This is a genomic window from Sinomonas susongensis (genome assembly GCF_005877005.1).
Classification (GTDB): Bacteria; Actinomycetota; Actinomycetes; order Actinomycetales; family Micrococcaceae; genus Sinomonas; species Sinomonas susongensis.
This window is the reverse complement of sequence record NZ_SSNH01000014.1, coordinates 40,525-61,402: the sequence shown is the minus strand read 5'-3', so window position 1 is coordinate 61,402 and position 20,878 is coordinate 40,525. Positions and strand designations below refer to the sequence as shown.

The following is a 20,878-nucleotide window of genomic DNA, read 5'->3' as shown; positions in this document are numbered from 1 at the left end:
CGGGGCAGAGGCTGGCGGCGCGCTCAGGGCTGGGCAGGGCTTGCCGTGGCGAGGGCGCGGCGTCGTCGGCTCAGCAGGCCGGCGGCGGCGTGCTCGGCGGCGAGGGCCATCTCGGGCAGTCCTGCCCGGAGGAATCCGGCCCGGGCCTCATGGTAGAGCGCGCGCGCTCTGTCGGGTCGGCCGACGGCGGTGAGTGCTCGGCCGAGCAGTAGGGCGGCCTCGGCGGCAGTGTGATGGCCGAGCAGATGGCTTTCGCTGCGGATCTGCTCAAGCTGTGCGGCGGCTTCGGCGTGCTGGGCGTTCAAGTGAAGCCAGCGTGCGCGGACGAGAGCGAGCTCGAGCTGCTCAGCACGCCGCCCGCCCACGATGGAGTAGGCGATTTCCGCACGCTCGAGCGCCGCCAGGGTCGCTGGCTCGATGATGCCGCCTGACAGGCGGGTTGCCGCAGAGGCCTTGTTGAAGCGGGCCCACAGCAGCAGGTCGTTGGCGGGAGAGAGCAGCGCTGCAGCGTGTTCGTGGGCTCGCGTACCCTGCTCGCCGTCGCCCCGCAGGAAGGCGACGTTGCCGATCACCCATTCTGCCTCGCCGGCGATCTGCCCGGGGGTCTCTTCGCTGATCTGCTCGCCGAGGACCAGGCAGTGTTCCCAGGCCTCGTCGAGGCATCCGCTCTCGGCCAGGGCGGCGACCAGGGAACGCAGCGCGGCGATGCGGAGCGTCGAGCCGACTGGCAGCACCGCCGCAGCTTGGACGGCCTCCCGGGCATGCGCGAGCGCCGGGACGAGTTCCCCGAGGCCGAGGCAGACCGCCGAGAGGAACTGGCGGGTGCGCACCGCGAGGGCGTCCGAGGAGGCGGCGAGGGGGTGGCAGAGGAGGTCCTCGGCGATGGCCCGGGCCTGGGCGAACTCACCGAGCCCGGCCAGGCTCTCAATCTGAAGGTAGGTGGCGTCCCACCAGGAGCCGTATCTGCCTGCGGCCCACGCGTTCTCTGCTGCAGTCCGCGCCTGATGCGAGGCCTGGGCGTAGTCCCGCATGTCCCAGGCCTGGCGGGCAGCCAGGCTGGCCAGGACCCAGCCCACATCCTCCGGTTCGGTCCCGTAGTCCCACGACTCCAAGACCTCCGCTGCGGTGCCGAGCCGGCTGGCGATCTCCTCGATCACCTTGGCGGTGGGTTCTCGCCGTCCGATCTCCAGCAGGGAGATGTAGCTGGGCGAATAAGCATGGCCGCCGACCTCGGCCTGCGTGAGTCCGCGTGCGATCCGCTGTGCACGCAGGTGGGCTCCGAAGTTCACGCCCACGGGCGTCTCCTCTCCTTTCTCCTTCTAGGAAATGGCGCCGCCTGCGGGGGACGGCATCGGCCCAGTTCTCGCGTTGAAAGTAGCAGCGTTGAGCGGCAGTCCCCAGAAAGGGGATCAAGAAGTGCACGATATCCGGTCAAATCCTCACATGGTGCAACCCGTGCCGCCAACCGAGCGCACTCTGTCGGCAAGCTCGGCGAGCCGAGCTGGTCTATCAGCCGAGCTCACCCGTCAGCCGGGCTCAGTCTTGCTGAAGGAGGCTCTGCCTGAGCCGAACCAGGCTGGACCTGGCCAGCGCTCCGTCCTGCTGCGTATCCCTCACCGTGAGGCCTGTGGCATCCTTGAGGGCTCGGCGCAGGCTCTGGGCGTTCGAGAATCCCGCGGCGCATGCGACGGCGGCTGCAGGCAGCCGTGAGGCGGCGGGATCGACCAGTATCTCGAGCGCCTTCACAGTCCTCAGCGCCCGGATGTGCTCCGCGAGATGCAGCCGTTCCCGCGCGAACAGGCAGAACAGCGAGCGGCGCGACATGTCGAAGTGCGCCGCGACTGCATCGATGTCCAGGGACGGGTCCCGGTAGTTCTTCGCGATGAAATCGAGGATTGCGCGCCTCCGGGTGGGCCGGAGGAGCTCATCGCGCACGGAGGTCGAGAGGACGGAGCCCACGAGAGACGCCATCGCCGAGACGAGCACGTTTCCCATCCCTTCCGTCTCGCGGGCGATCCCAGGCCGCCTCCAGTTTGCGAGGGCTGGGATGACGAGCGCGGCGACGAGCGGGTGGGAGTTCAGCCCTTCCGTGGAGACGAGACGGCGCAGGTCCGCGGGGGTGACTCCGAGCGCCGCTCGCGAGACATTGATCTGGACGGCGCGCATTCCGGCAGGCGCATGGAAGCTGCCCGCCCGCGAGGCGTCGAGGAACCTGACGTGGCCGGACGAGATGGGCCTGTCGCCGCCCGGGACGCCGAGCCGGACGGAGGGCGCCTCCTGGAAGTAGACGAGCCGGACATCGTCGCATCCCGGATTGTTTCCCCAATAGCCGGCCGACGGCCCGTTGGAGATCTCGATGAGGCTGAAGCATCGGCCGGAGAGGCTCTCGGCGCGGGGTTCGAAGACGTCGGTCACGGGGTGCGAGACGGGCTCCAGGCGCATGGGCGTCTCGACAGCGGAGCTGTACCACGTGCGCCAATGGTCGAACATCTCCTGACGGCTGAGCCCGGGTGGGACCGTGTAGCGACGGAGCACGCCTTCCTGCCTCCCCATAATGCTTCTCGATGCGGTGCTTCTTGACGCCGATCGGAAGCGTTGTAGAGAGCTTTGCTCTTACATTTTCCCATAGGCGGGACCGGCAGGTTCTACCTGGTCGCCAAGGGCCAGAGTGCCCCGCATCCGCTGGAAGGAATCGGCGCCCAGTACCTGATGTGGGCCGTGGACACTCCGGAAGGCCTGCAGCAGTTCGAGGACACCCTGAAGTCGGCCGGCAGCTATGCGGACACGCATTCCTCGGACGGCGTGACCTTCGTGGAGGGACGGGACCCAGACGGGATCCGCGTCGTCATCGCCCACCCGAGCCCCCTGCAGCAGCCTCGTTCGTCGCTGGACAGCCGCATCTACAGCTGAAACCGCGCCCGCAGTTCAGCCCAGCAGGCCGGCTCAGTTGGCCCGCCTGCTTCGCTGCAGTCCCGCCGCGTCGTAGCCCATCGCCTCGCTCGCCTCCCGGGCGGCGACGGCGACGGCGGGACCCAGCCTCGCGACGTCGTCCGGGTGGACCCGCTGGAGTGGGAAGCCGAGGCCGAGGACGGCAGCCAGCTCTCCGGTGTAGTCGAACACTGGGGCGCTGATCGAGCCGACATCGACGTTCCGCTCGCCGAACGCGGCGAAGTACCCCTGCTCGCGGGCTTGGGCTGCCTGCTCGTCGAGGGCGCCCCACGTGACCGGGGTCGCGGGGGTGAAGCGGGTCAGTTCCTGGCCCTGCAGTTCAGCGCGGGCACCGGGGTCGAAGGCGAGGAAGATCTTCCCCGGCGCACCAGCGTGGATCGGCATCACCTGGCCGACGTGGAAGGGGCGCATGACGACGTGCCGCGTATCGGCCACGGCGACCACGGTGCGGTGGATCCCGTCCCTGATATAGAGGCATGCCGTCTCGCCGGTCTCGTCGCGCAGCCGCTGGAGGATGGGTCGGACTGTACGGACGATGTCGAGCCCTATGGTGCCGGGCGCGGACCAGCGTACGAGCCGGATCCCAATCCGGTACTTGTCGCCGTCCCGGTCGAGGAAGCCCTCTCGCACCATGTTCTGGACGAGGCGCTGGCACGTGCTCGCGGGCAGGCCGGTGGTACGGACGATCTGCTGAAGGGTGGGTTCGGGATCCTCGAGGGAGAAGCAGTCGAGGATATCGCTGACCTTGCTCAGCACGAGGAGCGGGGCGGACCCGCCCGAGGCTTCCCTTGCCATGGAATGCTCACCGTCCGTTCGCGGGGACCGCACAATCTGACGCACACGGTCTTCGAGGGCGCCGGAAGGCGGCTTCGTGACCCATTGACAGTCTACGGCAACCCCCGGATTATGGGTCGCGAACCCACGATGCGGGTTCCGGAAAGTCCGTACGAGGATGTGGAGGACTCCAGTGATCCAACCTCAGCCGCACAGTCCACCCGGGAACAGCTCCAGAATCGGGCTGATCGTCCCCAGCTCCAACATCACGATGGAAACCGAGCTGCCAGAGCTCTTCCGCAGGCAGACCGCGGCGACGGGCCACCGCTACACCTTCCATTCCGCGCGGGCCGGCCTGAAGAACGTCACCCCGGAAGAACTCGCCGCCATGGTCTCGAAGGCCGCGGACTGTGCGGTCGCCGTGTCCGACGCCGCCGTCGAGGTCATCGCCTATGCGTGCCTCGTCGCCGTCATGGCGCAGGGGCCAGGCGCCCACGCCGAGTCGGAGTCCGTCATCGCCGAAGCCGCACGCTCGAACGGCCACCCCGCGGCAGTGGCGAGCAGCGCGGGCGCCCTCGTGCGAACCCTCACAGGCCTCGGTGCCCGAAGGGTCGTCATGGTCACGCCCTACATGCCCGAACTGACAAGGATGGTCTGCGACTACATCGAGGGGGCTGGCATCGCGGTCCACGACGTCATCGGCCTCGAAGTCGCAGACAACCTGGAGGTCGGCCGGCTGGACCCCGAGCAGCTGCCGGGCATCGCGAGGCGACTCGACCGCGAAGGCGTGGACGCCGTCGTGCTCTCGGCCTGCGTCCAGATGCCCTCGCTCGTCTCGGTCCAACCGGTGGAGGACGAGCTCGGCCTCCCCGTCATCACGGCTGCCACGGCCACGGCGTACGAAATCCTCAAAGCCCTCGGCCACGGCCCCGCCATCGAGGGGGCGGGCAGGCTCCTCGCCGGCGCGCTCGTCCCCGACCTCAGCAGATAGTCCCATCAGCTGCAGCGCACCCGATCCACCCCGATCACATCAGGCCAATGGAGGAATGATGAGTGTTCAAGGCATAACCCGAGAGCAGGCCGCGCGGCGCGCGACGGTCGCGAGCGTCGTCGGCACCACCATCGAGTGGTACGACTTCTTCCTCTACGGAACCGCAGCCGCCCTCGTCTTCCCGCAGCTGTTCTTCCCAGGAGGGGAGAGCTCGCTCACCGGAACGATCGCGGCGTTCGGCACCCAGTTCGTCGGGTTCGTCGCGCGGCCCATCGGAGCCGCGCTCTTCGGCCACTACGGCGACAGGATCGGCCGCAAGACCACGCTCATGGCGACCCTGCTCCTCATGGCCATCGGAACCGTGCTCATCGGGCTCCTCCCCACATACCAGTCCATCGGTCTGTGGGCTGCAGTCCTGCTGACCGTGCTGCGCGTCGTCCAGGGCATCGGCGTGGGCGGCGAGTGGGGCGGCTCGGTGCTCATCGCCATGGAGTGGGGCCAGAAGCACCGCCGGGGCCTCTCGGCGAGCTGGCCGCAGCTGGGCGTTCCGCTCGGCCTCATCCTCTCCACCGGACTCGTCCGCCTCACGACGGCGGCGACGGGGAAGGACTTCGTCACCTACGGATGGCGGATCCCCTTCCTTGCGAGCATCATCCTGATCGGCGTCGCGGTCTTCGTCCGGCTCCGCGTCGTCGAGAGCCCCGAGTTCCAGACCCTCCGCAAGGAGGAGAAGGTGGTGGTCGCGCCGATCATCGAGGCGATCCGGCGGCAGCCGAAGGAGATCCTCCTCTCGGCCCTCGTCCGCATGTCGGAGCAGGCGCCCTTCTACCTCTTCATCACGTTCGTCATCACGTACGCCACGAAGCATGTCAAGTTCAACAGCGACGCCATCCTCGTGGACACCCTCATCGCCGCAGCGCTGGGCCTCATCAGCATCCCGGTGTTCGGCATCCTCTCGGACCGGTTCGGCCGGAGGCTGGTCTACGGCGTCGGAATCGTCCTGACGGGTCTGTACGCCTTCCCGTACTTCGGGCTCCTCAATACCGGCAACGCGTTGGTCATCGGTATTGCCGTCGTGGTCAGCCTCATCTTCCATGACATCCAGTACGGGCCACAGGCGGCGCTCATCGCGGAGAGCTTCGACGCCGACATCCGGTACACGGGAGCCGGCCTCGGGTACCAGCTCGCGAGCGTCATCGCGGGCGGTCCCGCCCCGCTCATCGCCGCAGAGATCCTCCAGGGCACGGGCAGCTCGACCTGGATCTCGATCTACATCATCTTCTGCGCGGTTGTGAGCATGGTGTCCCTCCTCCTTCTCAGGAGGTCGACGGCGGGCGGCGGCCTGGCCTCGAGGGCGGCCCGAAGCAGGGGGACGGCCCGCAACAACCGGGGAACGACGACGGTATGACGGTGAGCGAGACGGCCCCGCAGTCCCGCGAGCCCGACCCTGGGACCTTGTCTTGGGCTCCTTTGGCCGAGGGTCCCCTGCGGGGCCTGCTCGTCCTGGACCTCAGCCGTATCCTTTCCGGTCCCTTCGCGACGATGACGCTCGCGGACCTCGGCGCCGACGTGATCAAGGTCGAGCAGCCGGGCCAAGGCGACGACACCCGGCACTGGGGGCCGCCCTTCCAAGGGGGCGAGGCGGCCTACTTCCTCTCGGTCAACCGCAACAAGCGGAGTCTCGCCGTCGACCTCAAATCGCCGGAAGGGCTCGCGGCCGTCAGGCGGCTCGCCCTCAAGGCCGATGTGATCGTGGAGAACTTCCGGCCGGGCACCGCGCAGCGCCTCGGACTCGGCTACGAAGAGCTCTCGGCGGCGAATCCGGGTCTGGTCTACGCCTCGATCAGCGGCTACGGCCAGACGGGACCGGAAGCGGGCCGGGCCGGATACGACGCGATCGCGCAGGCTCGGAGCGGGATCATGAGCGTGACGGGTGAGGCGGACGGCCCCCCTGTCCGCGTCGGTATCAGCAGCGCTGACCTGATTGCGGGGACGTGGGCCGTCATCGGGATCCTCGCGGCCCTGCACGAGAAGGCGCGCACCGGCCAGGGCCAGTGGGTCGACATCAGCCTGCTCGACGGCTCGGTCTCGTGGCTGACGTACGTCGCGAGCGGCTTCTTCGCGAACGGCGAGACTCCGCGCCGCTATGGATCTGCCCACCCGACCATCGCGCCCTACCAGGCATTCCCCACCTCCGACGGCTTCGTGATGATCGCGGTCGGAAACGACAGCCTGTGGAGGAAATTCGCCGTGGCCCTCGGACGGCCCGAGCTTGCGGACGACGAGCGCTTCGCGACCAACCCCTTGCGGGTGGCCCACCGCGACGAGCTCATCCCCCTGCTCGAGCAGGAGCTGCAGCGGTCGACGACGGCGGAATGGGTCGCAGGCCTCGATGCGGCGGGGGTGCCGGTCGGCCCAATCCAGACCGTGGACGAGGCGCTCGCGGACCCGCAGGTGCTCGCGAGGGGCATGGTCGCCGAGGTGGAGCATCCCGAGGCGGGCACGTTGAAAGTCCTCAACTGCCCGGTCCGGCTGACGCGAACCCCCGCGTCCGTGCGGATGCCGCCGCCACTGCTCGGCCAGCACAGCGACCAGATCCTGGCCGGAGCCGGGCTGTCTCCCTCGGACATCGACCGCCTCCACGCGCAAGGTGCCGTTCAATCGCAAGGTGCCGTTCAATGACGGGAAGCGGAGCCGGGGTGAGGGAGGGAGTGTCGGTCGACGTCGTGCACGACGTCGCGACGGTCGCCTTCGGCAACGGGGAGCGGCTCAATGCCCTCGGCATGGAGCAGTGGGGGGAGGTGGGACGTGCCGCGCGGAAGCTCGCGTCCGCGGAGTCGCTGCGCGCCGTCGTCGTCCGCGGCCGGGGAGGCGTGTTCAGTGCGGGGTCGGACCTGCGGGAGTGGGCAGCAGCAGATCCGGAGGAGGTGAACCAGCGCTTCTGGCGGATGGAGCAGGCGCTCCGTGCGGTCGAGGACCTTCCCGTGCCCACCGTCGCCGTCGTCGAGGGCGTCGCGGCGGGTGGCGGATTCCAGCTCGCGCTCGCTTGCGATCTGCAGCTCACAGCCGCTTCTGCGCGGGTGGGGATGCCGATATCGCGGCTGGGAATCCTCGTGCCGCCGTCGTTCGCCGCTCGGCTCTCCCTGCGCGTTGGGCCGGCTCGGGCAAAGGACCTGCTCTACGGCGGCCGCATCCTGACGGGTGAAGAGGCGCACGACGCCGGCCTCGTCACCACCTTGGCCGACGACGGCGAACTCGACGCCGAGTTGGGCCGACTGCTCGAGGCTTGGGCGGGCTCGGCGCCGGGGTCGCTGCGGGCCGCCAAGGCGGCCGTCGACTTTGGCCTGCGGCCGCTTGTCGGGCCGATCCGCGAGGAGCCCCCCGGACTCGCAACCGACCCGGACGAGTTCCCGGAGAGGGTCGCGGCGTTCCTGCATCGGCACCGCCGCTGACCCTCTCCCGGTTGCCGTCGACCTACTTCGAGCCGCGGACCTGGTTGCCGAGCTCGTGGATCGGCGTGCGGAACGTCTCTCGACCCCACACGGCACCGATGAGCGCGAGCACGGAGGAACCGGCCACGATCCAGGCGGCCGGGCCCCAGTTGGAGGGAACCCCGCCGACGAGCGCGGTGCCGAGCAGCGGTGTGAAGCCCGCGCAGAGGATGCCGATCTGCAGGCCGATCGCCATGCCCGAGTAGCGGACGCGGACGTTGAAGAGCTCTGCGAACCAGGCCGGGTAGATCGCGTTCGACATCGCATAGGTGCCTGCGGTGATGAGCGTGCTCGTGAGGAAGACGAGGGGCACGTTCTTCGTCGAGATCGACGAGAAGTAGATGAAGATGAGGACAGCCGAGCCGATGATGCCCGTGATGAAGAGCGGCTTGCGGCCGAAGCGGTCGGAGAGCATGGCCGCGAGCGGCTGGGTCGCGATCGCGATCACGTTGCCCACGATGCTCACCCACAGCATGGTCGACGTCGGGATGCCGACCGAGACGGCGTAGGCGAGCCCGAACGACTGCATGAAGGTGTTCGTCACCGTCTCGAAGGACATGAGTGCGACCTGGATGAACTGGGGTGTGTGCGTCTTGAACATGTCGGCGACCGGCAGCTTCACGAGCTCGCCGTGCTCCGCCTTCTGCTCGAAGACCTCGGGCTCCTCGAGCGAGCGGCGCACGATGTATGCGACGACGAGGACCACGAGCGAGCACCAGAACGGGATGCGCCAGCCCCAGGCGAGGCGCTCGGCCTCGCTCATCGCCGCGACCGGGAGGAACACGAGCGACGCGAGCACGATTCCGGTCGAGATCCCGCTCATCGAGAACGAGGGGAAGAAGGCGCGTCGGCCGACGGGGGATTCCTCCATGGTGAGCGCCGAGGCGCCCGCCGTCTCGGCGCCGGCCGAGAGGCCCTGGCAGAGGCGGAGCAGCACGAGGAGGACCGGGGCGATGTAGCCGGCCGTGCGGAAGTCGGGGAGCACGCCGATGAGGAACGTTGCGCCCCCCATGAGCACGAGGGTGAGGACCAGGGTGTTCTTGCGGCCGATGCGGTCGCCGAGGTGGCCGAAGACGACGGCGCCGAACGGCCGCGCGACGTAGGCGACGCCGAATGTCGCGAAGGAGGAGATCAGCGCGATCGTGGGGTCGCCGGAGGGGAAGAAGATCTTCGAGAACACGAGCGACGCTGCTGTCGCGTAGACGAAGAAGTCGTAGTACTCGAGCGCACCGCCGAGGAAGGCTGCGAGGGCTGCCTTCTTGGCGCGCTTGAGGCGGCGCGCCTGTTCCTCGGGGGTCCTGACGTCGGGGTCGGTGATGCCGCTGAACTCGGGCATGGGCTCTCGCCTTTCGTGGGAACAGGTGGAGTGGGACAGGTGGACGGGGTTGGGGTCAGGCAAGGGAGACGTGGGCGGGCGCGGTGCTGTTGCGCACGATGAGGTCTCCGGAGAGGTGGACTAGGCTGGCTGGCCGCGTTGGGTCGGCGATCCGCTCGGTGAGGAGCCGGAGGGCGACGGCGCCACCACGTTCGTACGGGGTGTTGACCGTGGTGAGCGCGGGCCGTGAGGCGGACGCGAGCCAGATGTCGTCGAAGCCGATGACGCTGATGTCGGTCCCGGCCGTGACCCCGCGGTCGGCGAGGCGGTTGATGCAGCCGAATGCCATGAGGTCGTTGTGCGCGATCACCGCTGTGACGGATTCCGCCAGGACGAGGTCCGCTGCGCGGACGCCGGCGGCGTACGTCGGCTCCGCGTGAGTGAGGACGATGAGGGTGCAGCCGAGGTGATGGGCCGCCTCCTCTGCCGCGGCAAGGCGCACTCGGCTCGAATAGTTGTCTTCGAGGCTGGCGAGGTACGCGATCGAGCGGTGCCCCAGGGCTGCGAGGTGTTCGACTGCCTGACGGGCGCCTTCAGGAGCGGAGAGGATGACCGAGGGCAGCCCTTCCGCAACGTGGTTGATGAGGACGACGGGGGAGACCGCGTCGAGCGCGCGGAGCCTCTCGGCGTCCATGCGCGGCGCGAAGATGATGGCGCCGTCGACACGGCCGATGACGCGCTCGAGCTCCTCGGCGTCAGCCTCCGGGTCGTTCTCGCCGTCGACGACGAGCAGCGAGATCGACTGTCGGCGGCACGCCGCCTGGATCGCCTTGACGAGCGGCGGGTAGTACGGGTTTGCGATGTCCGGGATGAAGAGCGCGATGGTCCCGGTGGCCTCGGCCCTCGCGGGGGCCGGGTTGTAGCCGAGCTCGGAGGCGACGCTGAGGATGCGGTCACGGGTCTCGCCGTTGACCGAATCGGGGCGCGTGAACGACCTCGACACTGTCGACTTCGACACGCCCGCGGCCTTCGCGATGTCGGCGATCGTGGTCATCCCCACCTCCTCGTGTGTTTGGCGTCACAGCCGTTTCACAGGATGACACCGTTTCTGCAACGCGTCAAGCTGTTGCTGAAACACACTGCATCGGTCTCATCGGCCTCCGGCTGGCTAGCCCACGGGGGAGCGGGTAAACCCGGGTTGCCGGAGTCGCCGAGGAGGGAGCAGCCGTGCGACGAGAAGGGTGCCGAGAGCGCCAGGGGCCGTTGCGGATCGGCTTGGTCTGCGGGTGGCCGCGCGCGGACCTCGACGGAGTCGCCGGCTACGTCGCAAGGCTCGCACACGAGCTCGAAGCCAGAGGCGTGGAACCGGTCGTCGTCGGGAGCGGCACCGAGACGGCAGGCAGTACTTCCATCACCGAGCGCTGGGACCTTGGCGGAACAGCCACGGCAGGCAGGGCCCTCCACAGGTTGGGCCTCGACGCCGTGCACGTCCAGTTCGCCCCCTCCATGTACGGCTTCCAGGGGTCGATAGGCCTTCTGCCCCTCCTCATCCCGCGGTCGCTGCCACTCCTGACGACCCTGCACGAGTACGGCTCGTGGGAGCTCCCGGTCGCCCGGGCCCGCGCGTCGCGCCGGCTCTGGCCCTTCGCGGAGCGGCGCAGAATCGCCGACCGCGAAACCGGCTTCCTCGTTCCCCGGAGCCGCGCCGTCGTCGTCACCAATCCCGCCCATCTCAGCACGCTCCGCGAACGCTTCCAGGGTCGGATCGAGGCGCACCACATACCAATCGGCGCCAACGTCCAGTCACCGCAGGACCGAGACCGCCACCAGTGCCGGCGCGAGATCCGTGGACGTCTGGGCCTCGGGCCGGGCACGAGGCTCCTAGCCTTCTTCGGCTTCGTGCATCCGGTCAAGGGGATCCGATACCTCCTCGAAGCCACGGCGCGGCTGCGTTCGGAGGGCGAGGACCTCCACGTGGTCGTCGTCGGCGGCTTCGAATCCCTTGCCCTGCCGGGGCAGGAGGCGCGGGACTTCCGTGCCGAGCTGCTGGGACAAGTGTGTCGCCTCGACATCGAGAGCCACGTGACCTTCACGGGATTCGAGCCCCCCTCCGAGGTCTCGCGGTGGCTTCTCGCGAGCGACGTCGGCGTCCTGCCCTTCACTGGCGGGGTCACCACCAAGAGCGGGTCCCTTCTCACGATGCTCGACCATGGGCTTCCGGTCGTGGTGACCGCTGGTGCGGACGCCGCGATCGAGGATGGCCGCAACTGTGTCGTGGTCCGCACTGTCCGGGACAGCGAGGCCTTGGCGGTTGGGCTGCGCCGCGTCCTGCACGACGACGGTCTCCGGGCGCGCGTTTCCCGGGCCGGCAAGGCGCTCGCGGAGGAGCACTCGTGGCGGGACATCGCGCGTCGTCACGCGGACCTCTACCGGGAGGTCCTCGCGTGAGCGGCGTCCGGAGCATTCTCATCGTGGACGTCATGGGCGGGCTCGGCGACGTCGTCCTCGCCCTCCCGGCGATCCACGCCCTCGCGCTGTCCCACCAGGACGCGGCCGTCCACGTCGTCACCCTCGAGCCTTGGGACGTGCTGCTCGAGCGGGACGCGCTCATCGACGAGGTCATTCCCGTTTCAGGCCGGGAGACGGAGGACATACACCGGGCGGTGGAGAAGGCGCTGGACCGGATCCGCCCGGACCTGAGCATCACGACCAATCGCGGCCATGGGCTGCCCAGGCTTCTCGAGGCTGCCGGTGGCGTCGCGATCACCAATCTCTGGCGGTCCCCGCCGCCGGACGAGCTCGTGGACCAGAGGTACCTCGGGCTGCTCGCCCGCGACGGCGTCATCGACCTGCAGTTCCTCGGCCAGCCGCCGCGCGTTGCCCTCGGCTCGGACGAACTCGCCGAGGGCCGGGAGCTGCTCTCGGCCCTGGTCCCCGATGGGTGCCCCGCAGTGATCCTGGTCCCGGACTCGGGGATGGCCGTCAAGCGGTGGCCCCAGCAGCACTGGGTTCGCCTCACGACCCGCCTCCTGGCGGCTGGTCGAGCCCCCGTGCTGGTCGCGGAGGAGCCCGGACGCTGGTCTGGGCTGACCGACGCGGGGGCCCTGCAGGCCCCTCGGCTCACCCTGCGGCAGCTTGCCGCGCTGTGTGCAGCGGCCGGGGAAGCGGGTGGCAGCTGCGTCGGCGGCGACACGGGGCCGGTGCGCCTGGCGACCGCCGTCGGCCTGCGGGCGGTAGGACTGTATGGCCCGACCGTTGCGAGCCGCTACGGGCTGCACCCCCTGCTCGGCGTCAGCCTCCAGGGGTTGCCGGAGTGCCCGGAACGCCGCCCGGCCAACTTCACCGAGCAGGTGTGCTGGTGGGATGCTCAGTGCCCGTTCGCTCGCGGAGACGGTCCCGCCTGCATGGCTGACATCAGCCCGGAGCAGGTGGAGGCGGCCCTCGGAGTCGAGTGAGGACGTGTGTTCACATCGTGGTGATGATTGCCACTATGTGAAAGCTATGTCAGTATCGGGATATGACCCCCGCCACTTCCGACGAGCGGCCCGGCGTGCACGGAAGGCCCACCGACGTCGAACGGCCCCCGAAGACCGACATGGTCGGCAAGGCGCTGAGCCTTCTCGTCATGCTCGGCGACGCCCCGGGCGCGACCACGGCCGCGGACCTCTCGCGCCGGGCCGAGCTGCCGTTCAGCACGGCGTACCGGCTCCTCCAGTCGCTCCAGCGCGCGGGGTTCGTGGACTTCGATCCCGTGGGCAAGAAGTACAGCCTCGGTCTCCGGGTCTTCCAGCTCGGCCTGTACGTCGCGAACAGCCTCGGCTTTGCCGGGACCGCGACACCGGTCCTCTCGCGCCTCACGGAGAAGACCCAAGAGGCGAGCATCCTCGCCGTCCAGGACGACGACCGCTTCCTGACTGTCGCGAAGGTCGAGGGCCCCAGCACGCTCCGGGTCACGAGCGACCCCGGCTACCGCGGCTACCTCCACTGCTCGGCTGTCGGCAAGGCACTCGTCGCCTTCGCCCCCGAGGAGGAGCGCGAGCAGCTCATCCGCTCTGTTGAGCTTGTGCCGGTCGCACCCCGGACCATCACCGACCGCGACGAGTTCAGGGCCGAGCTCGAGCGAGTCCGAGCCCAGGGCTACTCGCTCATGGACGAGGAGAACGAGGTCGGGATGCGGGCCATCGCCGTGCCCGTGCTCGTCGATTCTGGGCCCGGGGAGCCGGGGGTGGCCATCGGGTCCATCGCCTGCTCTGCCCCGACGGTCCGCATGACCGTCGACGACCTCGTCAGCCAGCTTCCAGCCCTCCGCGAGGCCGCCGAGGAGCTCGCGGCCCGCCTGCCCCGCCACTGAACAGAACCCCCTGAAAGGACTCCGAGTGAGCCTCCCCGCCGAGTCGTACCTGATCGGACTGATCGGTGACGGCGTCGTCCCCTCCCTCACGCCGCCGATGCACGAGCGCGAGGGTGCCGCCCACGGGCTGCTGTACCTCTACCGGCCGATCGACCTCGCCGTCCTGGGCCTCCCCCCGGAGCGCGTTGGCGAACTGGTGCGCGCGGCGCGCAGCCTCGGCTACAACGGCCTCAACATCACCCATCCCTGCAAGCAGCTCGTGATCCCGCACCTCGACGAGATCGACGACGACGCGGTCCGGCTCGGTGCCGTCAACACGATCGTCATCGACGAGGGTGGCCGCACCGTCGGCCACAACACGGATTGGTCCGGCTTCCTGAGCGCGTTCCGTTCCGGGCTCCCGGAGGCGGAGCTCGGTCGTGTCGTCCAGCTCGGCGCGGGCGGCGCCGGCTCGGCCGTCGCGTATGCGCTGCTCACCGCCGGGGTGGAGCACCTGAGCATCGTCGACCTCGACTCCCAGCGGGCGGTCGAGCGCGCTGCCGAGCTCGCTGCGATGTTCCCGCTGGCGTCCATCGAGGGGCGCACGACGGCGGAGCTCGCCTCCCTGCTCGAGGCGGCGGACGGCGTCGTCCACTGCACGCCCGTGGGCATGGCCGCCCATCCCGGGACCCCGTTCGACACCTCGGTGCTCGATCCCGGGCAGTGGGTGGCCGACATCGTGTACCGGCCCATCGAGACCCAGCTCGTGCGGGAGGCGCGTGCCCGCGGCTGCCGCGTGCTCGACGGCGGCCGCATGGCCGTCGGCCAGGCGGTGGACGCGTTCCGGATCTTCACGGGCCGGGAGCCCGACGGGGAGCGCATGCGCGCTCACTTCCTTGAGCTCGTCGAGCGTGAGGAGCAGGCCCGGTCCGAGGCTCGGGGTCCGGTCGGCCCCGGCGTGACGGCCGGGGCGCAGGCAGGTGCCCACTGATGCGCACCGGAATCGCGACCGTCTGCCTCTCCGGGACGCTCGAACAGAAGCTCCGTGCTGCCGCGAGGGCCGGATTCGGGGGTGCTGAGATCTTCGAGGCCGACCTCGTCGCCTCGTCCCTCAGCCCCGAGGCCGTCCGAGCCCTTGCCGAGGACCTCGGCCTCGGGCTGGACCTCTACCAGCCCTTCCGCGACTTCGACTCCGTCTCCGACGAGCTGTTCCGGGCCAACCTCCGTCGCGCCGAGGCGAAGTTCAAGCTCATGGGCCGGCTCGGCATCGACACGATCCTCGTGTGCAGTACCGTGGCCGCTGCCGGCGCAGAATACCGGGACGACGACGGCCTGCGCGCCGAGCAGCTCCACAGCCTTGCCGAACTCGCGGCGGACCATGGTGTGAAGGTCGCCTACGAGGCCCTCGCGTGGGGCACCTTCGTGAACGACTTCGAGCACGCATGGCGCCTCGTCGCTGACGCCGACCACCCGAACCTCGGGGCGTGCCTCGACACGTTCCACATCCTCTCCCGCGGCTGGAATACCGAGCCGATCGAGGGGATCCCGGGGGAGAAGATCTTCTTCGTGCAGGTTGCGGACGCCCCCAAGCTGTCCATGGATGTCCTGAGCTGGAGCCGCCACTACCGAGTATTCCCGGGGGAGGGCCAGTTCGACCTGCCGAAGTTCCTCGGCCATGTGGCACGCACGGGCTACAACGGTCCGGTCTCGCTCGAGGTCTTCAACGACACGTTCCGGCAGTCGGACGTCGAGCGCACGGCCGTCGACGCGATGCGCTCCCTCATCTGGCTCGAGGAGCGGACGGCGAAGCACTTGGCCGCAGAGGCAGCAGGAGCCTCCGCACAAGCCGACGGCGCAGCGCCCACTCCCGCCCAGCTCGCCGCCGCTTCGCGCGCCCACCCGATGCCGCTCACGACCCTTCCGCAGGTCGCGCCGCCGACAGGCATCAACTTCGCCGAGGTCAAGTCGGCGGACGCCGCGGCAAGCACCGTCGAACTCGAGAGGCTGCTGGTGCAGCTGGGCTTCGAGCCGCAGGGCGAGCATCGGACCAAGCCCGTGAGCCTCTGGACTCTCGGCGATGCGCGCATCATCGTCAACCGCCAGCAGGCCAGCGGTGTCGCCCCGGCGATCTCGGCGCTGGGCTTCGACGTCGAGAACTCCGTGAGCGCCGTCGCCCGCGCGCTACAGCTCAAAGCGGTCGCCGTCCCGCGCACCTCGCAGGCGAACGAGGAGGTGCTGCAGGCGGTCCAGGCGCCGGACAGCACCGAAGTCTTCCTGTGCCAGGACACGCTCTGGGTGGGGGAGTTCGGTGCCGCGTCGGCCCAAGAGGACGACGGCGCGATCACCCCGCCAGCCGCTTCCACGGCTCCGGCCACCTCGTCGGCGCGGATCGACCACATCAACCTGGCCCAGCCCTGGCAGCACTATGACGAGGGCGTGCTGTTCTACTCGTCCGTGCTCGCCCTGACCCCGCAGCCGTCACAGGAGGTCTCGAGCCCCACGGGACTCGTGCGCTCGCAGGTCATGCAGACCGAGCTCGCACAGGGCGGACGGGCCGTGCGACTCGCCCTCAACCTCGCCCCGTGGGTTCAGGCCGACACCGTGCGGGGCACGGTCGAGGACACGTTCCAGGAGCACATCGCGATCTCGGTGCCGGACCTCGTGGCGACTGCCCGCGGCTGCCGGGCGCGGAACCTGCCCTTCCTCGAGATCCCGGAGAACTACTACGAGGACCTCGACGCCAGATTCGCCCTGGAGCCCGAGTTCCTCGCGACGCTCCGCGAACTCGACCTCATGTACGACCGCGACGAGAACGGCGCGTTCCTGCACTTCTACACCGCCACCGTAGGCAGCGTGTTCTTCGAGATGGTGCAGCGGATCGACGGCTACGACGGATTCGGCGCCCCCAACGCCCCCATCCGGCACGCGGTCCAGCATTCCATGCAGCCCGCGGGGCGGCTCAGGGCCTGAAGGAGCAGGTTCACTCCGGGAAGGACGGGTAACCCCTCCACACCTGACAGCGGGGAAGTGGAGGAAACCGTGGACTTGAAGCGCATCGCGGCCGTGGGGATGATGGGCGTCACCGGACTGGCCCTCGCGGGGTGCACGGGTGGGGGAGGGACGACGGCGCCGTCCACCTCGGCGACCCCCTCGACGAGCGCCTCGGCTCACGTCTACAGCGACTCGGAGCTTCGGAACCTCATCTCGGGGCTCAAGGATTCGGACGGGAACCCCCTCAATCTCTATTCGCAGGAGCAGGTGAGCGCGGGGAAGAACCTGGGAAGCCTCCTCTTGAGCACCGCCACCGTCGATCCGGCCGACTGCAAGTCGATCGCGACGGCGGGCCTCGTGAACAGCGTCGACAACGGTTCGGTCGCGGTCGCCATCTCGGACAGCCAGAAGCCCAGAACCGTCTCCGCGCAGTCTGGCTCGCAAGGCCCGGACGCCGAGCAGCTCGTCAAGGACATCAGCGGCAAGATGACACAGTGCTCGACCTTCACGGTCTCAGCAGTCGGCCAGAAGGTCACGGTTTCGAGCAGGCAGCTGCAGGCCAAGACGAGCGCGGACGAGACATTCGGCACGGTCAGCACTCGGGGCGGCAACTCCTCCGACATGCTCATGCAGGTCTCGGCAGGGCAGGGCCGGCTGCTCGTCGTCGCGACCAAGAGCGGCGGGAATCTCGGCGACACCGATCAGCAGGAGCTCGAGGGCCTCGTGAACAGCGTCCTCCAGAACGCCTCATCGCCCGCGACCACAGGAGCCACGTCCTCGTCTGGATCCACCTCTGGCTCCAGCCCGAGCAGCGGGACCAGCACGCCGACGGCTACCGTGACCGTCACGGCCACGCCGTTGGGCAGCAGCACCCTGAGCTCGAGCGGAGCCACCGCCACCAGCACGACGGGCCAGTAGCCCGGAACACTCTCGGCTGCCCTACGGGGCGAGCTGGGATGGAACCCTACTTTCCGAGGATGATGGCAGCGATCGTGGCCCCGGCCAAGGCGATGATCGCCGTCGTCGCTGACAGCAGGAGCCAGGCCGGGGGCGCCGTCGTGCGTCTGAGCGCCCAAGTGCGGTAGAGGACGCAGCCGCCGAGGACTGCCGTCGCGGCGGCCGCGACGGCGGCTGCGATCCCGAGCCCGAGCGCGGAGCCCTCGATCTGGCCGCTGTGGTGCGCGATGGAGGCGGTCCATGAGCGCCAGATCAAGAAGTCCGAGACGAGGAGGGCCAAGAGCGTGCGCCGCCACGCCAGGGAGGTCCGCTCGGGCTGCAGGCCGGGATCGCGGGTCTCGTCCATGCTGCCCGGAGGAGACGTCATCGCACGAGGAGGATGAGCAGGGCAACCACTGCTCCCGCCGTCGCCACGACGATCGTCATGGCAACAAGGAGCCACGCGTGCGGAAGCTCGCGGCCCTGGCGCATCGCCTGCTCCTGAAGCGACCAGCGCCGGTAGGCCTCGATCGCCAGGAACGCGCCGATGACTGCGAGCACGAGGCACAGGACGATCCGGACCGGCGTCGGGGCGATCTGGGGGGTGAGCTGGTCGACGGCGATGGCACCGGCGAGAATCGCCATGGCCGTGCGGATCCATGCGAGGAACGTGCGCTCGTTGGCCAGCGAGAACCGGTAGTCCGGCATCTCTCCTTCGCGCCGCCACTGCGGCTCCCTGAGCTTCACTGGGTCCGGCTCATTTTCGGTGCGAGCGGTTCCATCGTTCCTTTTTCCGGCGTCGGCGCACTTCTTTTCGAATCTATCACCGCTCTTCTCGCCACCCTGCCTGATCCCCGCGCAGGTTCCGCCGCCGACCGTCAGAGCCGGTCCTTCCTCACGCGCCCTGAGCGCGTCCCGCTGCCTGCAGCCGGCGCAGCGCCGCGAGCGATGCAGCGACCGAGTGGTCCGGGGCCTTGCTGGGAGGGGAGTACGTACGGAGGACCACGACGGACTTCTCCATGACCTTGAGCTCCTCGCTCGCACTGCAACGGGAATTGCCGGGCAGTTCACCTGCTGTGTCCAGCACGAGCTCCCATTCGGGGTTGTACTCCTCGGGAGGGAGGACGAACGTGGCGGGGTGGCTGTTCGAATTGAAGCAGAGGAGGAAACTTGCATCCTCGATCGGGCGCCCGCGGTGGTCCTTGCCGATCCCCGCACCGTTGTAGAAGACGGCCACGGCACGGGCCAGCTCCTCATCCCAGTTGCTCGGGAGCATCGGAGAGGCATCCAGGTTCAGCCAGACGATATCGGGCAGAGGATCCCCGACCCCGCGCTCGACGGGCCGCCCCTCGAAGAAGCGATTTCGCCGGAAGGTCGGATGCTCCTTCCGAAGCCGGCTGGCCTCCGCGGTGAATTCGACGAGGGGAGTGTCCGCCGCGCTCCAGTCGACCCAAGTGAGGTCCGAGTCCTGGCAGTAGGCGTTGTTGTTCCCCGACTGGGAGCGGCCCAGCTCGTCTCCGTGCAGGAGCATGGGGACACCCTGGGAGAGCATGAGGGTCGCGATGAAGTTCCGCTGCTGGCGGGAACGCAGGGCCAGGATCGCCTCGTCGTCGGTCTCCCCCTCGGCACCGCAGTTCCAGGAGCGATTGAACGACTCTCCGTCGTTGTTCCCCTCACCGTTCGCCTCATTGTGCTTCTCGTTGTAGGAGACGAGGTCGCGGAGGGTGAAGCCGTCGTGCGCCGTGACGAAGTTGATGGACGCCACCGGCCGGCGCCCCGACGACTCGTAGAGGTCCGCTGATCCTGCCAGACGCGAGGCGAATTCCCCCAGAGTGGCGGGAGCCCCGCGCCAGAAGTCCCTCACCGCGTCACGGTACTTCCCGTTCCATTCCGTCCACAGGGGCGGGAAGTTTCCCACCTGATAGCCGCCCGGTCCCACGTCCCAGGGCTCCGCGATGAGCTTCACCTGCGACACCACAGGGTCCTGCTGGACGAGGTCGAAGAAGCTCGAGAGGCGGTCCACGTCGTAGAACTCCCGGGCGAGGGTCGCCGCGAGGTCGAAGCGGAAGCCGTCCACGTGCATTTCCGTCACCCAGTACCGCAGCGAATCCATGAGGAGCTGCAGCGTGTGCGGGTGGCGCACGTTGACGGTGTTCCCGGTGCCCGTGTAGTCCGCGTAGAACGCCGGGTCCTCGGCGAGTCGGTAGTACGCGTGGTTGTCGATCCCCCTGAAGGAGAGGGTCGGGCCGAGGTGGTTCCCCTCAGCGGTGTGGTTGTACACGACGTCGAGGATGACCTCTATCCCGGCCGCGTGGAGGGACCGCACCATCGCCTTGAATTCCTGCACCTGCAGGCCGGGTTCGCGGGTCGAGCTGTAGCCGCTGTGGGGCGCCAGGAACCCGATCGTGCTGTAGCCCCAGTAGTTGGAGAGCCCTCGCTCGAGGAGCAGGCCGTCCTGCGCGAACTGGTGGACGGGCATGAGCTCCACGGCCGTGACGCCCAAGCGGAGGAGGTGGTCGATCACGGCGGGGTGCGCGATGCCTGCGTACGTGCCCCGCTCCTCCTCGGGGACGTCGGGGTGCAGCTTGGTGAGGCCCTTGACGTGGGCTTCGTAGATGAAGGTCTGGTTGTACGGGATGTTGGGCGCCTTGTCGCCCTGCCAATCGAAGAAGGGGCTGATGACGACGGAACGCATCGTGAAAGCGGCGGAATCCAGGCTGTTCAGCGAATTGGGGTCGCCGAAGTTGTAGGAGAAAAGGGCCTGATCCCACTTGATGTCGCCGTGGAGCGCCTTGGCGTAGGGATCCAGGAGCAATTTGGCGGGATTGCAGCGGAGGCCCGCGGAGGGCTCATAGGGACCGTGGACCCTGTACCCGTACAACTGGCCCGGGAGCACGTGGGGCAGATAGCAGTGCCATACGAACGCGTCGACTGATTCGAGGGGAATCCGCGTCTCGTTCCCGCGGTCGTCGAAGAGGCACAGCTCGACGGCAGTCGCGACTTCGCTGAATACCGCGAAATTGGTTCCACTGCCGTCATAGGTCGCCCCGAACGGGTACGGACTGCCAGCCCAGACTTCCACGATGTACCTCTTCTCGATT

Annotated in this window: 19 protein-coding genes; 11 read left to right on the top strand and 8 right to left on the bottom strand. The window is 68.8% G+C overall.

Translation table 11 applies throughout. The features are described from left to right. Positions 1-23 precede the first annotated feature (23 nt). Both E6A21_RS15930 and E6A21_RS15925 read right to left on the bottom strand, forming a co-directional pair. A complete protein-coding gene (locus E6A21_RS15930; protein ID WP_138445141.1) occupies positions 24-1,295 on the bottom strand; it encodes a helix-turn-helix domain-containing protein in 1,272 nt (423 codons plus the stop codon). A 241-nt stretch (positions 1,296-1,536) separates the two neighbouring features. Then, positions 1,537-2,553 carry a helix-turn-helix domain-containing protein gene (locus E6A21_RS15925; protein ID WP_138445140.1) on the bottom strand — a complete coding sequence of 339 codons (1,017 nt, stop codon included), beginning with the start codon at positions 2,551-2,553 and terminating at the stop codon, positions 1,537-1,539. Positions 2,554-2,718: 165 nt separating this feature from the next. On the opposite strand from E6A21_RS15925, the gene E6A21_RS15920 reads away from it, so the two are divergent. Beyond that, the gene (locus tag E6A21_RS15920) at positions 2,719-2,910 is read left to right on the top strand and encodes a hypothetical protein (RefSeq protein WP_138445139.1); all 192 of its coding nucleotides are present in this window, start codon (positions 2,719-2,721) and stop codon (positions 2,908-2,910) included. A gap of 33 nt (positions 2,911-2,943) precedes the next feature. Here the strand turns inward: E6A21_RS15920 and E6A21_RS15915 are convergent, their stop codons facing one another. Next, the gene (locus E6A21_RS15915) at positions 2,944-3,744 is read right to left on the bottom strand and encodes an IclR family transcriptional regulator (RefSeq protein ID WP_138445138.1); all 801 of its coding nucleotides are present in this window, start codon (positions 3,742-3,744) and stop codon (positions 2,944-2,946) included. A 157-nt stretch (positions 3,745-3,901) separates the two neighbouring features. On the opposite strand from E6A21_RS15915, the gene E6A21_RS15910 reads away from it, so the two are divergent. From E6A21_RS15910 to E6A21_RS15895, 4 genes are read left to right on the top strand one after another with little or no spacing between them, the layout of a single operon-like run. Beyond that, positions 3,902-4,714, top strand: coding sequence for a maleate cis-trans isomerase family protein (locus E6A21_RS15910; RefSeq protein ID WP_425471571.1), 813 nt, complete (start codon positions 3,902-3,904; stop codon positions 4,712-4,714). 55 nt (positions 4,715-4,769) lie between these two features. Beyond that, a complete protein-coding gene (locus E6A21_RS15905; RefSeq protein ID WP_212745961.1) occupies positions 4,770-6,122 on the top strand; it encodes an MFS transporter in 1,353 nt (450 codons plus the stop codon). 2 nt (positions 6,123-6,124) lie between these two features. Further along, positions 6,125-7,396, top strand: a complete 1,272-nt coding sequence (locus E6A21_RS15900) for a CaiB/BaiF CoA transferase family protein (protein ID WP_246036575.1) — start codon at positions 6,125-6,127, stop codon at positions 7,394-7,396. Beyond that, positions 7,393-8,166 carry an enoyl-CoA hydratase/isomerase family protein gene (locus tag E6A21_RS15895; protein WP_138445135.1) on the top strand — a complete coding sequence of 258 codons (774 nt, stop codon included), beginning with the start codon at positions 7,393-7,395 and terminating at the stop codon, positions 8,164-8,166. The genes E6A21_RS15900 and E6A21_RS15895 overlap by 4 nt, the downstream gene beginning before the upstream one ends. Positions 8,167-8,188: 22 nt before the next feature. On the opposite strand, the gene E6A21_RS15890 is transcribed toward E6A21_RS15895, so the two are convergent. Both E6A21_RS15890 and E6A21_RS15885 read right to left on the bottom strand, forming a co-directional pair. Beyond that, on the bottom strand, positions 8,189-9,541 hold the full coding sequence (locus tag E6A21_RS15890; RefSeq protein WP_138445134.1) for an MFS transporter: 1,353 nt from the start codon (positions 9,539-9,541) through the stop codon (positions 8,189-8,191). A 55-nt stretch (positions 9,542-9,596) separates the two neighbouring features. Beyond that, on the bottom strand, positions 9,597-10,574 hold the full coding sequence (locus tag E6A21_RS15885; protein WP_138445133.1) for a LacI family DNA-binding transcriptional regulator: 978 nt from the start codon (positions 10,572-10,574) through the stop codon (positions 9,597-9,599). A 173-nt stretch (positions 10,575-10,747) separates the two neighbouring features. On the opposite strand from E6A21_RS15885, the gene E6A21_RS15880 reads away from it, so the two are divergent. The 6 genes from E6A21_RS15880 to E6A21_RS15855 all read left to right on the top strand — a co-directional run bounded on the left by E6A21_RS15880 (position 10,748) and on the right by E6A21_RS15855 (position 17,759). After that, on the top strand, positions 10,748-11,968 hold the full coding sequence (locus E6A21_RS15880) for a glycosyltransferase family 4 protein (protein ID WP_138445132.1): 1,221 nt from the start codon (positions 10,748-10,750) through the stop codon (positions 11,966-11,968). Continuing rightward, positions 11,965-12,975, top strand: coding sequence for a glycosyltransferase family 9 protein (locus E6A21_RS15875; protein ID WP_212745960.1), 1,011 nt, complete (start codon positions 11,965-11,967; stop codon positions 12,973-12,975). The genes E6A21_RS15880 and E6A21_RS15875 overlap by 4 nt, the downstream gene beginning before the upstream one ends. 62 nt (positions 12,976-13,037) lie before the next feature. Next, positions 13,038-13,871: an IclR family transcriptional regulator gene (locus E6A21_RS15870; RefSeq protein ID WP_246036574.1), complete on the top strand. Its 834-nt coding sequence runs from the start codon at positions 13,038-13,040 to the stop codon at positions 13,869-13,871. Positions 13,872-13,896: 25 nt separating this feature from the next. Then, positions 13,897-14,841: a shikimate dehydrogenase gene (locus E6A21_RS15865; protein ID WP_138445131.1), complete on the top strand. Its 945-nt coding sequence runs from the start codon at positions 13,897-13,899 to the stop codon at positions 14,839-14,841. After that, positions 14,841-16,820, top strand: a complete 1,980-nt coding sequence (locus E6A21_RS15860; RefSeq protein ID WP_138445130.1) for a sugar phosphate isomerase/epimerase and 4-hydroxyphenylpyruvate domain-containing protein — start codon at positions 14,841-14,843, stop codon at positions 16,818-16,820. The genes E6A21_RS15865 and E6A21_RS15860 overlap by 1 nt, the downstream gene beginning before the upstream one ends. Positions 16,821-16,889: 69 nt before the next feature. Further along, positions 16,890-17,759, top strand: coding sequence for a hypothetical protein (locus E6A21_RS15855; RefSeq protein WP_246036572.1), 870 nt, complete (start codon positions 16,890-16,892; stop codon positions 17,757-17,759). 46 nt (positions 17,760-17,805) lie between these two features. On the opposite strand, the gene E6A21_RS15850 is transcribed toward E6A21_RS15855, so the two are convergent. The 3 genes from E6A21_RS15850 to glgX form a co-directional block, all read right to left on the bottom strand. After that, the gene (locus E6A21_RS15850; protein WP_138445129.1) at positions 17,806-18,165 is read right to left on the bottom strand and encodes a DUF202 domain-containing protein; all 360 of its coding nucleotides are present in this window, start codon (positions 18,163-18,165) and stop codon (positions 17,806-17,808) included. After that, positions 18,162-18,485: a YidH family protein gene (locus E6A21_RS15845; protein ID WP_138445128.1), complete on the bottom strand. Its 324-nt coding sequence runs from the start codon at positions 18,483-18,485 to the stop codon at positions 18,162-18,164. The genes E6A21_RS15850 and E6A21_RS15845 overlap by 4 nt, the downstream gene beginning before the upstream one ends. 187 nt (positions 18,486-18,672) lie before the next feature. After that, positions 18,673-20,859, bottom strand: coding sequence for a glycogen debranching protein GlgX (gene glgX / locus E6A21_RS15840; RefSeq protein ID WP_138445127.1), 2,187 nt, complete (start codon positions 20,857-20,859; stop codon positions 18,673-18,675). Between the last annotated feature and the right edge of the window lie 19 nt (positions 20,860-20,878).

Coding starts and splice junctions, on each gene's coding strand:
- E6A21_RS15850 (WP_138445129.1), bottom strand. CDS start 18,165: ATGACGTCTCCTCCGGGCAGCATGGACGAGACCCGCGATCCCGGCCTG.
- E6A21_RS15890 (WP_138445134.1), bottom strand. CDS start 9,541: ATGCCCGAGTTCAGCGGCATCACCGACCCCGACGTCAGGACCCCCGAG.
- E6A21_RS15905 (WP_212745961.1), top strand. CDS start 4,770: ATGATGAGTGTTCAAGGCATAACCCGAGAGCAGGCCGCGCGGCGCGCG.
- E6A21_RS15860 (WP_138445130.1), top strand. CDS start 14,841: ATGCGCACCGGAATCGCGACCGTCTGCCTCTCCGGGACGCTCGAACAG.
- E6A21_RS15915 (WP_138445138.1), bottom strand. CDS start 3,744: ATGGCAAGGGAAGCCTCGGGCGGGTCCGCCCCGCTCCTCGTGCTGAGC.
- E6A21_RS15895 (WP_138445135.1), top strand. CDS start 7,393: ATGACGGGAAGCGGAGCCGGGGTGAGGGAGGGAGTGTCGGTCGACGTC.
- E6A21_RS15845 (WP_138445128.1), bottom strand. CDS start 18,485: ATGCCGGACTACCGGTTCTCGCTGGCCAACGAGCGCACGTTCCTCGCA.
- E6A21_RS15925 (WP_138445140.1), bottom strand. CDS start 2,553: ATGGGGAGGCAGGAAGGCGTGCTCCGTCGCTACACGGTCCCACCCGGG.
- E6A21_RS15910 (WP_425471571.1), top strand. CDS start 3,902: ATGTGGAGGACTCCAGTGATCCAACCTCAGCCGCACAGTCCACCCGGG.
- E6A21_RS15870 (WP_246036574.1), top strand. CDS start 13,038: ATGACCCCCGCCACTTCCGACGAGCGGCCCGGCGTGCACGGAAGGCCC.
- E6A21_RS15885 (WP_138445133.1), bottom strand. CDS start 10,574: ATGACCACGATCGCCGACATCGCGAAGGCCGCGGGCGTGTCGAAGTCG.